Raw genomic sequence first — 15,219 nt, 5'->3', positions numbered from 1 at the left:
AAAGATGGAGTGTAACTAATTCCCAGTGCCCCTTTCTCAATGCCCCATTCAATATTCAATTACCAAGGTAAAACAGATGGCTAAAGCAAAAGAACCAAAAGAGAAAAAAGAGCAAAAATTGCAACCGCCGCAGCAACAAGAAGCACCAGGTGTTGAATCAGAAATGACACCAAAACCCAAAGCAGATGATGCTCAGTATCGGGGTAGTGGCAAGTTACAAGATAAAGTAGCATTGATTACGGGTGCAGATAGTGGGATTGGTCGTGCTGTTGCGATCGCATTTGCAAAAGAAGGTGCAGATGTGGCTATTCTTTACCTTAACGAACACGATGATGCCAAAGAAACAAAACATTTGGTAGAAAAGCAAGGGCGTCGTGCAGTAACCATTGCAGGTGATATTGGCAATGAAACTTTTTGTCAGCAAGCCATACAACAAACAGTTGGTGAGTTTGGCAAACTCGATATTCTGATCAATAATGCTGCTGAACAACATCCAAAAGAAAGTATTGAAGAAATCACCGAAGAACAACTAGAGCGAACTTTCCGCACTAATATCTTCTCAATGTTTTTCATGACTAAAGCTGCACTCAAGCATTTGCAAGCAGGCAGTTCTATCGTCAATACCACATCGGTAACAGCTTATAAAGGTAGCCCACAACTACTAGATTACTCCTCTACAAAAGGTGCGATCGTTGCTTTCACTCGCTCCTTATCAAAAAATTTGGTATCAAAAGGAATTCGGGTTAATGCTGTCGCGCCAGGGCCAATTTGGACACCTTTAATCCCCTCAACTTTTCCTGAAGAGAAAGTTGAAACTTTTGGCAAACAAGTACCAATGGAACGAGCCGGACAACCAGAAGAAGTTGCTCCTAGTTACGTATATTTAGCTTCTGATGATGCTTCTTATGTCTCTGGACAAGTATTACACGTCAATGGTGGAGATGTTGTCAATGGTTAAGTGAAAAATCAGTCATTAGTCATTAGTCATTGGTTCTTCACTTTGAATAAAGGACTAATGACTAATGATAAAAAAATAATTACTTCTAATTATACCCTGATGGTCTTCCATTGGAGGGATGAGTAAATGTGGGAATATTGATAGTCTATCTAGCAGCAAACATTTAATAAATAATAACTACGTCTATGGCATCTCCTACACCATTGAATGGCAGAGAACTAGTAGATTGTGCTAGAGCAAATGCCCAGCAAGGAATTGAAACTGCTGCTTATCAATGTGGCTATGGTCAAGACCTCAACAAATTTGCCAGAGAACTTAGACAAGCTTGTGAAGACATGAATTTACAAGTGAAGGAACTTACCGGATTGATTACTGACCAGGACATGATACTGCAATTGGGTACTGGCGAAATTGTTGCTCCAGCTACGGAATCAGAATTGTAAAAGTTAAGTTAGTCATTTGTCCTTTGTCTTTTGTCATTTGTAGTATGTTATTCACTAATGACCAATGACTAATGACCAATGACTCTTTTTATAACTTTAAAATTATCCGCGCCAAATTGAAGTAAATCAAAACACCTACGACATCAACTGCTGTGGTGATGAACGGCGCTGACATTAATGCTGGATCTAAACGAAGATAGCGAAATAGAAATGGCAGTGATGAACCGGAGATCGAAGCCAAAATAGAGATAGCTACCAAACTAGTGCCTACAGCGATCGCTACTTCTAATCGTCCTTGCAGAAAATAAGCCCAGACAGTAGCGATCGTACCTAACATTCCTCCCAATAATGCCCCAGCGATCGCTTCCCGGCCGATTACCTGCAATGCACCAAGCGATCGGATTTCATCGGTGTTCATCCCGCGAATCACTACTGTGGAAGATTGAGCGCCTACATTACCCCCAGTACCAGTCAACAAGGGGATAAAAGCCGTTAGTGTCACCACTTTTGCTAAAAGATCCTCTTGCGACTTAATAATTGTCCCTGTGACGGTATTGGTTATAAGTAAGACCAATAACCAGACAACTCGCTTCCGAGCAATTTCTAACAAATTCATTTGAAAATAATTGTCGCCCCCCGACTGCACACCACCACCCAAGGCATAGATATCCTCGGTGGTTTCTTGTTGCAGAATATCAATTACATCATCCACCGTCACAATACCTACTAGAAGCTGTTCTCGATCTACCACAGGCACAGCCAAAAAATCATATCTTTGGATTAATCTTGCAACTTCTTCCTGGTCTGTATCAGTGTAAACAAACACTACATCACGGGTCATAATTTCGCCAATAATTTGCTCAGGCTGAGACGTTACTAATTCCCGCAACGATACAATGCCCGTCAAGCGCCTTGCCGCATCCATGACATAAAGATAATAAATCATCTCACTGGCATTAGCTAAGTTGCGAATTCGCTCCAGAGCTTGAGATACTGTAAAATTTTCTTTCAACGAGATCAACTCTAGCGTCATAATTCGCCCAGCTGTATCAGCTTCATAACCCAATAATTGGGCTGTAGCTTGACGTTCTGCTGGACTCAGTTGTTCTAGCAAGCGATTGACGACTTTTGCCGGTAATTCATCAAATAACCTAGCTCGATCGTCCGGCGACATTTGATCGACAATATCGCAGACTTCCTGGCTTTTAAGTTCTTCAATTAACCGTTCTTGAACACTGTAGTCGAGATATTCATAAACCTCTATAGCTTCATCCTTAGAAAGCAAGCGAAAAGCCAAAGCGTGCATCGCTTCTGGCAAACCCTCAATCGCCTCGGCGATATCCGCAGGCTGCACGGGCACAAGAATAGATTTTGCTCCCTGCAAGTCTCCTGCTTCCAGGAGCATTTGCAGCTGAGTCCGCACTAAATCTCGCAATTCCCTGCGTGAGAGATTCTGGATGGTAGAGTTTAAATTGTTTGTCTCAGTCAAAGTCCACTTTCCTCAGCCAGTTTGAACAAGGTTGCTGCCCCTAGTCTAGGGGAAAGTGGGATGTACAAGGTCAAACTTGTAATTTTTCTGACTTGGAGTCGGGAAGAAGGGTGTGAGGTGTTGGGGACACAGCATTGGTCGTAGCTCTGAAACCCCGACCAATGCAATCGTCTTAAAAGACGTAGCTCTGTGACGATGCGGGTTGTTGGGGCTATTTCTAACCTACACCCAACACCCCGCCCCAACGGGGCATGGTCACGTAGCGATTGGCAGGATATATCCACTCACAACAAGGTTACTCAAAAAGTACGATTATTTTTTAATCCCAGTAAATTGTGTTCTCTAGCTTAAATGCATGACTGGTGAGGCTTTTGCAAAGTTTTTGTTCCACTGATTTTAGGTTATTACTATATTTATGCTAGTTCTGGTGACAAAGAGATGAAGTATAGATAAATATTAGTTTTTTAAATCTTTAAATATTAAAATTTCTCTTTATCTAATTTTTATATAGTTAATAAATCTGTAGATAAAATACATTAAATTATCCGGTAATTTGGCAATTTTTACTTAAACATCATCAAAACTTTTATATTCCTTTAAAAAAGAATAGATTAATGTGAATATTTAAACAAAGTTCTATAAACAAGATAGACATAACACCGCTATCTATTGTCAAATATGTAGAAGTAAAAGAATACTTAAGTAATCTATGTAAAGTTATTGCATTTGACTAATTACGCATGTATTTGCTTTCTTGAGCATTGCTTGCCTTACTGAATATGCATTTGCACATCAGTGAAATTTAGAAGGTCTCAAAAACTCAGCAATTTTTTGAAAGCAAACAAAGACTAATATGTTCTTCAAGTAATTATTCATAATTAGTAATTAATAAAGATATATTTATAAGCCAATCAATGATTAGCCGATCGATATATTTATATCAAGCTTTATGATGCATTCTTTGTTGAAATATTCATCAATGCAAAACTAATACTGAAACATTCATTAATTATGGCATCAAATCAAAACTTATCAACATCTGTAAGTCCAGTAATTACTACTAAATCATCTCTAGAAAGTATTGACCAAAAACAAAGCAGTATTTCTGCTCGCTCTAGCCTAATCTCTCAAGGAGATGGACTCAAGGCAGAGTATTACGACAACATGGACTTCACCAACCTGAAGGTAACTCGTACAGATCCGACGGTGAACTTTAACTGGCGCGCTGGTTCTCCCGATTCGTCGATTGGTGTAGATACCTTCTCAGCGCGGTGGACAGGTCAGGTAGAAGCCAAGTACAGCGAAGCTTACAAGTTCTACACCACTGCTGATGATGGTGTGCGACTGTGGGTGAATGGTCAACAAATCATCAATCAGTTTATCGATCAACCTGCCACCGAATCCAGTGGCTCGATCGCATTGGTTGCAGGTCAAAAGTACGATATTAAACTTGAGTACTATGAAAATAAATCCAATGCCGTTTCTCAACTGCGTTGGTCAAGCACCTCTCAGGCGAAAGAAATCATTCCCCAGTCGCAACTGTATAGTAATGTCAGCACACCTAGTACTGGCAACGGACTCAAAGCAGAATACTACGACAACATCGACTTCACTAACCTAAAGGTAACTACTACAAATCCGACGGTGAACTTTAATTGGGGCGCTGATTCTCCCGCTCCGTCGATTGATGCGGATACCTTCTCAGCGCGGTGGACAGGTCAGGTAGAAGCCAAGTACAGCGAAACTTACAAGTTCTACACCACTGCTGATGATGGTGTGCGACTGTGGGTGAATGGTCAACAAATCATCAATCAGTTTATCGATCAATCTGCCACCGAATCGAGTGGCTCGATCGCATTGGTTGCAGGTCAGAAGTACGATATTAAACTTGAGTACTACGAAAATAAAAACAATGCCGTTTCTCAACTGCGTTGGTCAAGCACCTCTCAGGCGAAGGAAATCATTCCTCAGTCTCAACTTTATTCACCATTTCTTGAGACCACTATCACCTTAGGATCGTCTTCGATGACTGTGAACGAAGGCAGTGATAGTGTTACCGTTAAATTACTTAGAACTGGAGATTTAAGTAGTACATCTTCAATCAAGTATGCGACTATAGCTAATACTGCTACAAAAGGAATTGACTATGGGAGTGAAGGCGTTGAAAGTGCTGGAATACTTACTTTTGCGCCGGGACAAAGCAGCGCGCAGATATCCATTCCGATCAATGATGATTCCTCGATAGAAGGAGATGAAACATTTAATTTTGCGATCGATCAGGCACAGGGGGCAACACTCGGAGTTCAAAGAACTCTCGCAATTACGATTCAAGACAACGATCGCTCTGGCCTCGATTTCAGTCAGCCAGTAGTTAATGAGGGTGACGGTACTGCTAAGGTGACAGTTACACGGGGCAATGCTTCGGCGGCTGCTAGCGTCAACTATATAACCCAAGATGGGACTGCTAAAGCTGGATCTGACTACCAGGCTGTATCTGGAAGCTTGAGTTTTGCAGCCGGACAAACCAGCAACACCATTGTTATCCCCATTCTTAATGACAACGTTGGGGAATCAAATGAAACATTTGCTTTGAAGTTCAGTAACGCAGTTGGAGTGCAGTTAACTAATCAACAGACAAGTATCACTATTATTGATAATGACTCTGGTAACTTTGCTTTAGATACGGTAGCTTCTGGTTTAAATCAACCCACAGCTTTTGAATGGGCACCTGATGGTAAGAGTATGTTCGTTGCCCAGAAAAATGGGGTAGTGCGAGTCATGAAAAACGGTACCTTATTATCAACACCATTTACTGATATTCGCGGAGAGGTAAATGATACGCGCGATCGCGGTTTGTTAGGCATTGCCGTACATCCAGATTTTGGCAAAAGTCCAAACGGCAACAACTATGTTTACTTGTTGTATACCTACGATCCACCAGAAACTAATACAAGCAATTCTAAGAACAATCCCAATAGCACATTAGACGATCCCGACCAGAATGGGAATCGGACTGCGCGGCTAAGTCGCTTTACAGCCGACCCCAACACTAATTACACTACTGCGATCGCTGGCAGCGAAGTTGTATTACTCGGCACAAATGGCACTTGGGCAAATATCAGCCACCCAGATGGAAATAGTACAAATGTCTCACTTGGCTATGCACCATCAGGAATTCTCAACAAAGATACTGGTAAGCCGTTTACCAGCTTGCAAGATTATCTTAATAATCTCGATAAAGTCCAAAATATCCAGAATTTTATAGCCAATGATAGTGAATCTCACTCAGTTGGTTCTGTGCGTTTTGGTACTGATGGTTCTCTGTTTGTTAGCTTAGGAGATGGTACTTCCTACAATGGAGTAGACCCCCGAGCAATTCGCGTCCAGGATAAGAATAATCTATCCGGTAAAATTCTGCGGATTGACCCGATTACTGGTAAAGGCTTATCAAGCAATCCTTTCTACAACGGTGACGGCAATAGCAATATTTCCAAAGTTTATGACTTAGGTCTGCGTAACCCCTTCCGTTTCACAATTGATAAAAAGACCAATACCCCCGTAATTGGTGATGTTGGCTTCGGTACTTACGAAGAGGTCAATATCGGAAAACCAGGAGCTAACTTTGGCTGGCCATTCTATGAAGGTGGCCTTGATGCAAATGGTAATGTCGTCAGTCTGAAACAACCAGCCTACGCTAATTTAGATGCAGCAAAAGCCTTCTATAATAGTGGCTCATCTGTTACAGAACCACTGTACACTTACAAGCATTCTGGTTCTAATTCGATCCTCGTGGGTGATTTTTACACAGGTAATACTTTCCCTTCAATCTATCAAGGTGCCTTATTCATTGGTGATTTCAGTCAAGGAACTATCGATGCTTTGATATTAAATAGTCAAGGTAAAGTTACCTCAGTTAAGCGGTTTGCTTCCCAAACAGACAGGCCTAATCTAGGACTGCCTACACAAATCACCACTGGCCCTGATGGTAATTTGTATTACGCAAACTTGACCGGAGGCGAGATCGATCGCTTCCGACCTGTTTAGAGATGACTTGAAGGAGGCACTGTTTCGACTACGCGGCAGTTGAGCGTAGTCGAAACTCAACAACCAGGCAGGAGGCAGAAGTAAATCTGATTTTGACTCCTGTACTTTATACTTCATCTAGTTGAAAACTGCTGTATCAGTTATCAGTGAACAGTTATGCGACTGTTCACTGATTTTGATTAAGATAACTTTGTCAGGAATCCCAACAGTTTTTTGGTATTTGATGTTAGGAGCGTTCGACGATAAGCATCAGCTGCTTTTTTAATCGCTTCGGCTTGAGTGGGATAAGGATGAATTACACTGCTTAACTTGCTCAAACCAATCTTATTCACCATTGCCGTAGTCACTTCTGAAATCATCTCACCCGCGTGACTGGCGACAATAGTTGCACCGATAATTTCATCAGACCCCTTTTTATGGTGGATTTTGAGAAATCCTAACTCTTCACCATCTGCGATCGCTCGGTCTACACTATTAAAAGGTATGTTGATGGTCGTCACCTCAATACCCAATTTCTGCGCCTCGTGTTCGTACAAACCTACGTGAGCAATTTCTGGGTCAGTATAAGTTACCCAAGGCATTACCAAACTACTGAGTTTCGAGCGTCCCAAGCCAAAGGGAGAAAACAGGGTATTTTTAATTACAATCCGCGCCGCGGCATCAGCAGCATGGGTAAACTTCCAGTTCATGCAGATATCGCCAGCTGCGTAAATTTTGGGATTGGTCGTTTGCAGGTAATCATTTACCTTCACGCCTTGGTGCTTGTCATATTCTACACCCACAGCTTCTAAATTTAGATTTTCGACATTTGGCGATCGCCCCGCACCAACTAAAATTTCATCGACTGTCACCGAATCTCGATGACCGTTGGAGGAAAAGTAAAGGCGTTTCCCTTCGGTGACAGTTACCACTTCCTCCAACTTGGAATCGAGTACTACGCGAATTCCTTCGTTAATCAAAACCTTTTGAAGAATTTTAGCGGCTTCAGCATCTTCTTTATTCAGAAGATGAAAACCGCTATGGAAAAGCACCACCTCACAACCCAAGCGCCGGAAAGCTTGCGCTAATTCGCAACCAATGGGCCCGCCACCAATCACCGCCAAACGTTCCGGTCGTTGAATTAAGGAAAAAACCGTCTCATTGGTTAGATAACCCGCCTGTTCAATTCCCGGAATCGACAGTTGTGCGGCTCTTGCGCCAGTCGCAATTACAGCTTTTTTAAACTTGAGGGTTTTGTCGCCAACTTCCACGGTATTTTTACTTGCAAAGCGACCGCTACCCAAAAAGACATCAACACCCAAGTTTTGAAACCGCTCCGCCGAATCATTAGGGCTGATACCAGCTCTTATCCGCCGCATCCTGGCCATAACTTTGGGAAAATCAACATCAATATTATGTTGGGGAATATTAACTCCCAAGTCTTTAGCATTCCAGATTTCGCCAACGACGCGGGCAGAACGAATAATAGTTTTAGATGGTACGCAACCAACATTTAAGCAATCTCCACCCATGAGATGCTTTTCAATTAACGCCACCTTTAAACCCAAATCCAGACCCGCAGCACCCGCAGCCACGACTAATCCCGCCGTACCAGCCCCAATTACTACCAAGTCGTAAACATCGGCGGGTTGAGGATTAACCCAATTTGGCGGATGGACGTAAGACACCAACTTTTGGTTATACTCGTCTATTGGGCGAACTGTGACTCTCTCTAAATCTGAATTGGTCATTGGCAAAACCTCTTTTAAAATTAAGAATCCCGATTAATTTAGGCGGCTCAGTCTTTTATTTTTATGCTTGTTTATAGCGTCGATTGAGTGAGCTACAAGAACCCCTCTTCCCTTGTGAGGCTACGGTGTACACACATCTTTGTATAAAACCCAAAATCGTTGAAGATCCCCCTAAATCCCCCTTAAAAAGGGGGACTTTGACTCTGCTTCCCCCTTTTTTAAGGGGGGTTAGGGGGGATCTAAACGCTGTGAGGCAACTGTGTGTACACCGTAGCCTTGCGGGGAGGGGTGCAATGGCTATGGGAATCATAACTAATTACGCGGACATGATATTACAGCAATTTGCAGTTGACATAGACTTGTACAGTAGTGCTACCCTACAATTCCTTTTCTAAAGCTTTCCGGGCAATCCGGGTTACATAAACTGTCACGGCGACTGTCGCAAATAAACCCAAGATGCGAATTGCCCATTGTAAAGTCGGGTTGGTAGGTTGAGTCTCAGTCCCAATCATCGCCAGATTACCTGCAAGGGAACCAATATAAACGTACATGATGGTTCCGGGAATCATACCCAAGGAGCCGATAAAGTAATCTTGAAGTGAAACTCCTGTGATGCCAAAGGCATAGTTGAGCAAATTGAAAGGAAATATCGGGGATAGTCGCGTTAACAGGACAATTTTTAATCCTTCTTTACCTACCGCTTCGTCTATGGCGGCAAATTTTTTGTTATTTGCGATTTTACCAGCAACCCAACCCCTTGCTAAATAACGTCCGACGAGAAAAGCAGCTGTAGCGCCAAGGGTTGCACCGATAAACACGTAAAGAGAACCCCAAACTGCACCAAAAATCACCCCAGCTCCCAAGGTGAGAATAGAACCTGGGAAAAAAGCAACGGTAGCGATAATATAAAGGGCAATAAAAGCTATGGCTCCCACGGTACCCAGGCCATCAATCCACTGCAAGGCTTCGCGTAAAATTGCTTGGGGATTAAAAGAATTTGAATTTACCGATTCTTGTGCTAAAGCTGGGTCTGCGTTTAATGAGAAACTACTTGCCAATATTAGTAATATTAATACACTGAGGCTAAAAAACTTTTGGAAATTTCTGGCATCAATACTTTTAACATTTCGGCTTCGCTCAGTGTTAAAGCCGAGCGGAGTCGTTCGCGTAGCGTCTCGCAGAGAGGCTTTAAATATCTGAATGATTGTTAGTTTTTTCATGGGTTGTGATTTCTTCTACTGCCACACTTTGAGCTAATGCTTTCTGAGCAATTTTTGTGATATACACAGTTACAGCAACGGTAGCAATCAACCCAACTACTCGCATTATCCATTGCCAGATTTGAGTTTCTGGAGTAATTGATTGATGAGAAGTGTTAATCATGGCAAGATTACCAGCTAAAGAACCAATATAAACGTACATCACAGTACCGGGAATAATGCCGAAGGAACCTAATATATAGTCTTTGAGAGAAACCTGTGTTATCCCAAAAGCATAATTTAATAAATTGAAGGGAAAAATAGGTGAAAGACGAGTTAGCAAAACAATTTTCCATCCTTCTTTCGCAACTGCTAAATCAATCGCTTTAAATTTAGGATGTTTTTCCATTTGTCGATAAACCCAATCCCGCGACAGGTAGCGTCCAATAATAAAAGCCAAGGTTGCTCCAATTGTTGCAGCAATTAGCACATATATCGATCCCCAAAATACACCAAACAGACAACCACTTTTGAGGGTTAGAAGAGAACCCGGTATAAATAGTAATGTTGCTAAGTTGAAAATAACTATGTAGGCAATAGGCCCTAAAGTACCAAGACTGTGAACCCAAATGACTAAGGTCTGTAAAAGTCCCTGAAAGTTTAACTGTTTAGCAGCAATTATTAGAGTGATAATCAGGCAACTTAGCAGTAGTAGTTTGAGTTTGGAATTTAATAAACGCTTGTTCATTTTTATAAGTTTCACCCTCAGAGGCTCGATGTTGACCTTTTGAAGCTCGGTGTTGACCTTCTGAGGCTCGATGTTGACCTTCTGAGGCTCAATGTTGACCTTTTGAGGCTCGACGTTGACCTTCTGAAGCTCGATGTTGACCTTCTGAGGCTCAATGTTGACCTTCTGAGGCTCGACGTTGACCTTCTGAGGCTCGACGTTGACCTTCTGAGGCTCGACGTTGACCTTCTGAAGCTCGATGTTGACCTTCTGAGGCTCAACTTTAAAATTTACACCTCAAATCCAATGCCCCTAAGATATACCACCTAAATGAGAAACAGCTTAAAGCCTCTTAAATTTTTCTCGGCAATACCAGCTACAAATTCGCTCAGGTGAAACGCCGAGCAAATAAGCAATAATTACTATTTGATTAAGCAGCGTAGTTTTCAATACTCCCTTTTGCAACCATCTACGCGCTGAGGTGACAACTGGTGTGGGAATAATTACAACACGTCCGATGCGTTTTAGACGACGCATGAGTTCAAAGTCTTCCATGATAGGCAATTCGGGAAAGCCGCCTATTTGCTGAAATATTTCCTTTGTTAAAAAAATTGCTTGGTCGCCATAAGGCATTTGGTAAAAATGCGATCGCACATTTACCCCCCACTCCACCCATCGTAAACTTAAAAGTGACGCATCAATCCGCAACTTAAAAGCACCAGCCACAATCCCAGGCTGTTGTAGTGCCGTGCGAATCATCTCATCAAACCCAGTTGGTAAACGGGTATCTGCATGGAGAAATAACAGAATCTCGCCACTAGCCGCTACAGCACCCGCGTTCATTTGCACAGCACGACCGGGAGATGATGAGATAACTTTGACATTTAAAGACTGAGCGATCGCTACAGTATCATCACTAGAGCCACCATCGATTACAATGACTTCTATATTTATATTGCCTTGAGTAGTAGCAATGGCTTTTTTAATATTCCTCGCTTCATTAATAGCCGGAATAATAATCGAAATTTTGGCTGCGTCAATACTCTCACTCATGATTGCTGAGTTTTCTTTTCCGGTTGGTCAGGAAACGAACACTCTACCGTTATCTTAAGATTGCTTTCAGCAGTGCCTTTAGTTACGTAAGGTATACCTGCTTCACCGCCAACTTTGATGCCAAATTCTAGAGTGACTTTATCAATATTAGCAACAGGGATTTTCTTAAAAGCATTGAGTGAATAAACAGTGTAAGCCCGAATTGTACCTTCAATTGCTTGGAAATTTTGTACTATCTGTTTTTGTGCAGCATCAGCATCCCATCCCTTATCAATTAGCGCTTCTTCTTCTCCCTCTGGAGAAACTTCGGTAATGACTGGTGGTGCATCTACGTTATTTGTGGCTTCAATGTAAATAATCGTGCCATCTTCTAACTGAATAGGTGTGAGTTGAGTCATAGGATTAAATCTCGCCTAAAAGAATTGCGTCTAGGGTAGCCCAGTGCTGCTTATCTACAAAATTTTACGGAAAATGCGGTAAATTTCTTGTAGAAGCTGGAAATAATTCGGCACAACTATCATAGGGCTTTGCAGGATGAGTCGAGACGCTTTGGTGGTGGGAATTAATACGTATGACCGCTTAAAGAGTCTCAACGCACCAGCTGCCGATGGTGAAGCGATCGCTCAAATTTTACAACAATATGGTGAATTTCGGGTAACGCGGCTACCAGCAGTCAAAGACAAGGAAAATGAGACGATTCGCATTGGTAAGCAAACTAAAGTTAGTTTAACTCAGTTGGAAAGAGCGATCGTCCAATTATTTAAGCCAGATGGGAAGCCGCCAGACACAGCACTGCTGTATTTTTCTGGTCATGGATTGCGGAAAAATCTAGGAATTCAGGAAGGCTTTTTAGCGACGAGTGAAGTCAACCCCGATGCGGGTAATTGGGGATTATCTTTGCAATGGCTGCGGCGACTGCTGCAAGAAAGTGAAGTAAGACAACAAATTGTGATTTTGGATTGCTGCTATAGCGGGGAAGTGCTAAATTTTGCAGAGGCAGATCCAGGCGATCGCGGTAAAGGCAGAGACAGGTGTTTTATTGCGGCTTCTCGTGACTTTGAAGTAGCTTTTGAAGAGATTAACAGCCAACACAGCGTTCTCACTGCTGCACTGCTGAAAGGTTTGGAACCAAAACAAGACCGTTGGGTGAGTAACTACACTTTAGTAGACTTGCTCAATCAAGAACATCATCCCTTTCCCCAGCGTCCCATATTTGCTAACTCTGGTGAAGCAATTAATCTCACCCGCAAATGGAGTTTCTCTCCTGTTAACTCCACTGTACAGGTATCAGCTATTTGTCCTTACAAAGGGTTGTCTTATTTTGATTGCACAGAAGCAGATGCCAACTTATTTTATGGCAGAACAGCATTAATCGACGAATTATTAGAAAAAGTGCGATCGGGTAATTTACTCGCAGTGTTAGGAGCATCAGGAAGTGGTAAGTCTAGTGTTGTCAGAGCGGGTTTACTTTATCAATTACAGTTAGGACGCAGGTTATCAGGTAGCGATACTTGGCAGTTGAAAATATTTCGACCAGGGATTAATCCCTTACAAAATTTAGCACTGGCATTTGTAGAATCAGAATTATCAGATATTGAACGCGCCTCACAATTAGCGAAAGCTGAAGAATTAATAGCTAAAGGCGCAGTTGGTTTAGGACAGTTGATTACTGCTAGTCAAACTCAGCGCGTAGTGCTAGTGGTAGACCAGTTTGAGGAAGCTTTTACTCAATGTCAAGACATTACAAAACGACAGCAGTTTTTTAAATGTGTGTTAGGTGCTTTGCAACGGGATGATAATAAACTCTGCCTAATAATCACAATGCGGGCTGATTTTTTTGGCAAATGTCTTGAACAAGAGTATGGCGGACTAGCTAAGAAGATTCAAGAGCATTTAGTAACAGTAACACCGATGAATCGGGAGGAATTAGAAACAGCAATTCTCAAACCTGCCCAACAGGTGAACTTAGCAGTAGAACCGGAATTAGTTTCTCAAATGATTGCAGATGTAGAAGATTCACCGGGGAGTTTACCGTTGTTGCAGTATACGCTAACAGAATTATGGCAGCAAAGAACTGAAGAACGGTTAACCCTGACTACGTATAGCAAACTAGGTGGAGTTAGGGGAACCCTGCAAACACGCGCTACAGAAGTTTATGAGTCATTATCACTTGAGGAACAGCAAGCAACAAAGCGGATTTTTTTAGAATTGACGCAGTTGGGAGAAGGAACAGAAGATACGCGTAGACAGGTTGTGCAACGAGATTTAGTTAGTTCGCAGTATTCAGAAGCTACGATCAATAGAATAATTCAACGGTTAGCTGATGAGAAGCTAGTTGTCACCAGTACCTTATCTAATAAAATTGCTGTGATAGATGTCGCACATGAAGCACTGATTCGCCATTGGTTGCTATTACGCAAATGGATTGAGGAAAGTCGGGACATACTGCGACAAAAGCGGAAAATTGAAGCGGCAGCTATTGAATGGCGAGATAGAGGGAAGGTGAAAGATTATCTGTTTCAGGGGAAACGTTTGATAGAGGCAAAGGTTTTTCAGAAAGAACAAGCTGAAAGTTTGAAATTATCCAACCAGGCTGAAGAGTTTATTCAAGCAAGTAGCAGACAAAAAATAAATACTCGCATTGAGTCCTTTGTTGTTTCCTTAATTATTCCGTTAGGTTTAGCAATAAATGTGACTCCAGGAGTTATAAAACAGACTCAGATAAATCTACTTTGGCAGACTCTCGATACTGTTAAGGGTAAAGAGTATAGTCAGGTAAGAATTCAAGCACTTGAAAAGCTAGTAAAAGCTGGTGAAAGTCTAGCTAGTATCAACCTCAGCAGTGCCGACCTCAGCAGTGCCAAACTCAGCAGTGCCAAACTCAGCGATGCCAAACTCGGCGGTGTCAACCTCTATAGTGCTAACCTCAGCAATGCCGACCTCAGAGGTATCAACCTCAACAGTGCTAACCTCAGCAGCACCGACTTCAGAGGTGCTAACTTCATCGGTGCTGATCTCAGAGGTGCTAACTTTACCGGTGCTGACCTCACAAATGCCAATCTTACCAGTGCCGACCTCTGGCGTGTCAACCTCAGCAATGCCAATCTCAGCAGTGCCAATCTCAGCAGTGCCAACCTCAAAGATGCTATTTACACCAAAGAAACTAAGTTTCCTCGTAATTTTGATTTTATTGGCAAACAAATATACTTAATTGCTCCTAATTCCAAACTCAATGGTGCTGACCTCAGCGGTGCTGACCTCAGCGGTGCCGACCTCAGGGGTGCTGATCTCAAAGGTGCTAACCTCAGAAGTGTTAACCTCTTCAGCGCTAACCTCAGCAGTGCTGACCTCAGAGGTGCATTGCTTTCGCGTACTGACCTCTTCAATAGTGATCTCAGCAATACCAACCTCAAGAATGCTGTTTTCATCGGTATCAAAAACCTGACCCCTGAGCAAGTTAAAGCTGCTAAAAATTGGGATAAAGCAAAATACGACAAGGATTTTCGTATCAAGCTCGGTTTACCAGCACAACCAGCTAAGTGAATACTTTGGGGTGCGTTTTTACTTTTGTCCAAT

At 42.3% G+C, this 15,219-nt stretch carries 11 protein-coding genes; 5 read left to right on the top strand and 6 right to left on the bottom strand.

Going from position 1 to position 15,219, the window contains the following annotated elements; all coding sequences use genetic code 11:
* Positions 1–76: 76 nt before the first annotated feature.
* Together V7K84_RS14245 and V7K84_RS14240 are read left to right on the top strand one after the other, a co-directional pair.
* The gene (locus V7K84_RS14245) at positions 77–958 is read left to right on the top strand and encodes an SDR family oxidoreductase (RefSeq protein ID WP_334838920.1); all 882 of its coding nucleotides are present in this window, start codon (positions 77–79) and stop codon (positions 956–958) included.
* Positions 959–1,143: 185 nt separating this feature from the next.
* Entirely contained in the window at positions 1,144–1,401 is a 258-nt protein-coding gene (locus V7K84_RS14240) for a hypothetical protein (protein WP_334838919.1), read from the top strand.
* A gap of 88 nt (positions 1,402–1,489) precedes the next feature.
* Here the strand turns inward: V7K84_RS14240 and mgtE are convergent, their stop codons facing one another.
* Positions 1,490–2,890: a magnesium transporter gene (mgtE, locus tag V7K84_RS14235; RefSeq protein ID WP_334838917.1), complete on the bottom strand. Its 1,401-nt coding sequence runs from the start codon at positions 2,888–2,890 to the stop codon at positions 1,490–1,492.
* Positions 2,891–3,901: 1,011 nt separating this feature from the next.
* Between mgtE and V7K84_RS14230 the strand changes: the two genes are divergently transcribed.
* Positions 3,902–6,934: a PA14 domain-containing protein gene (locus V7K84_RS14230; RefSeq protein ID WP_334838915.1), complete on the top strand. Its 3,033-nt coding sequence runs from the start codon at positions 3,902–3,904 to the stop codon at positions 6,932–6,934.
* Between the two features lie 179 nt (positions 6,935–7,113).
* On the opposite strand, the gene V7K84_RS14225 is transcribed toward V7K84_RS14230, so the two are convergent.
* The 3 genes from V7K84_RS14225 to V7K84_RS14215 form a co-directional block, all read right to left on the bottom strand.
* Positions 7,114–8,664 (bottom strand): mercuric reductase, encoded by a 1,551-nt coding sequence (locus V7K84_RS14225; RefSeq protein WP_334838914.1) that lies wholly within the window; start codon positions 8,662–8,664, stop codon positions 7,114–7,116.
* 377 nt (positions 8,665–9,041) lie between these two features.
* Positions 9,042–9,884, bottom strand: coding sequence for a TVP38/TMEM64 family protein (locus V7K84_RS14220; RefSeq protein ID WP_334838912.1), 843 nt, complete (start codon positions 9,882–9,884; stop codon positions 9,042–9,044).
* Positions 9,853–10,611, bottom strand: a complete 759-nt coding sequence (locus tag V7K84_RS14215) for a TVP38/TMEM64 family protein (RefSeq protein ID WP_334838910.1) — start codon at positions 10,609–10,611, stop codon at positions 9,853–9,855. Before V7K84_RS14215 ends, V7K84_RS14220 begins: the two co-directional genes overlap by 32 nt.
* 39 nt (positions 10,612–10,650) lie before the next feature.
* On the opposite strand from V7K84_RS14215, the gene V7K84_RS14210 reads away from it, so the two are divergent.
* Positions 10,651–10,920: a hypothetical protein gene (locus V7K84_RS14210; RefSeq protein ID WP_334838908.1), complete on the top strand. Its 270-nt coding sequence runs from the start codon at positions 10,651–10,653 to the stop codon at positions 10,918–10,920.
* A 12-nt stretch (positions 10,921–10,932) separates the two neighbouring features.
* Here the strand turns inward: V7K84_RS14210 and V7K84_RS14205 are convergent, their stop codons facing one another.
* Positions 10,933–11,643 (bottom strand): TIGR04283 family arsenosugar biosynthesis glycosyltransferase, encoded by a 711-nt coding sequence (locus tag V7K84_RS14205; RefSeq protein WP_334838906.1) that lies wholly within the window; start codon positions 11,641–11,643, stop codon positions 10,933–10,935.
* Entirely contained in the window at positions 11,640–12,041 is a 402-nt protein-coding gene (locus V7K84_RS14200) for a CU044_2847 family protein (protein WP_334838904.1), read from the bottom strand. The genes V7K84_RS14205 and V7K84_RS14200 overlap by 4 nt, the downstream gene beginning before the upstream one ends.
* A gap of 136 nt (positions 12,042–12,177) precedes the next feature.
* Between V7K84_RS14200 and V7K84_RS14195 the strand changes: the two genes are divergently transcribed.
* On the top strand, positions 12,178–15,186 hold the full coding sequence (locus V7K84_RS14195; RefSeq protein ID WP_334838903.1) for an nSTAND1 domain-containing NTPase: 3,009 nt from the start codon (positions 12,178–12,180) through the stop codon (positions 15,184–15,186).
* Positions 15,187–15,219 lie beyond the last annotated feature (33 nt).

The organism is Nostoc sp., from assembly GCF_036917315.1.
In the GTDB taxonomy this organism is placed as follows: domain Bacteria; phylum Cyanobacteriota; class Cyanobacteriia; order Cyanobacteriales; family Nostocaceae; genus Nostoc.
This window is presented reverse-complemented; position numbering and strand designations above follow the sequence as displayed.

Excerpts from the sequence above, each read along its gene's own strand:
- V7K84_RS14245 (WP_334838920.1), top strand. The coding sequence starts at position 77 with ATGGCTAAAGCAAAAGAACCAAAAGAGAAAAAAGAGCAAAAATTGCAA.
- V7K84_RS14240 (WP_334838919.1), top strand. The coding sequence starts at position 1,144 with ATGGCATCTCCTACACCATTGAATGGCAGAGAACTAGTAGATTGTGCT.
- V7K84_RS14230 (WP_334838915.1), top strand. The coding sequence starts at position 3,902 with ATGGCATCAAATCAAAACTTATCAACATCTGTAAGTCCAGTAATTACT.
- V7K84_RS14225 (WP_334838914.1), bottom strand. The coding sequence starts at position 8,664 with ATGACCAATTCAGATTTAGAGAGAGTCACAGTTCGCCCAATAGACGAG.
- V7K84_RS14220 (WP_334838912.1), bottom strand. The coding sequence starts at position 9,884 with ATGAAAAAACTAACAATCATTCAGATATTTAAAGCCTCTCTGCGAGAC.
- V7K84_RS14215 (WP_334838910.1), bottom strand. The coding sequence starts at position 10,611 with ATGAACAAGCGTTTATTAAATTCCAAACTCAAACTACTACTGCTAAGT.
- V7K84_RS14205 (WP_334838906.1), bottom strand. The coding sequence starts at position 11,643 with ATGAGTGAGAGTATTGACGCAGCCAAAATTTCGATTATTATTCCGGCT.
- V7K84_RS14200 (WP_334838904.1), bottom strand. The coding sequence starts at position 12,041 with ATGACTCAACTCACACCTATTCAGTTAGAAGATGGCACGATTATTTAC.
- V7K84_RS14195 (WP_334838903.1), top strand. The coding sequence starts at position 12,178 with ATGAGTCGAGACGCTTTGGTGGTGGGAATTAATACGTATGACCGCTTA.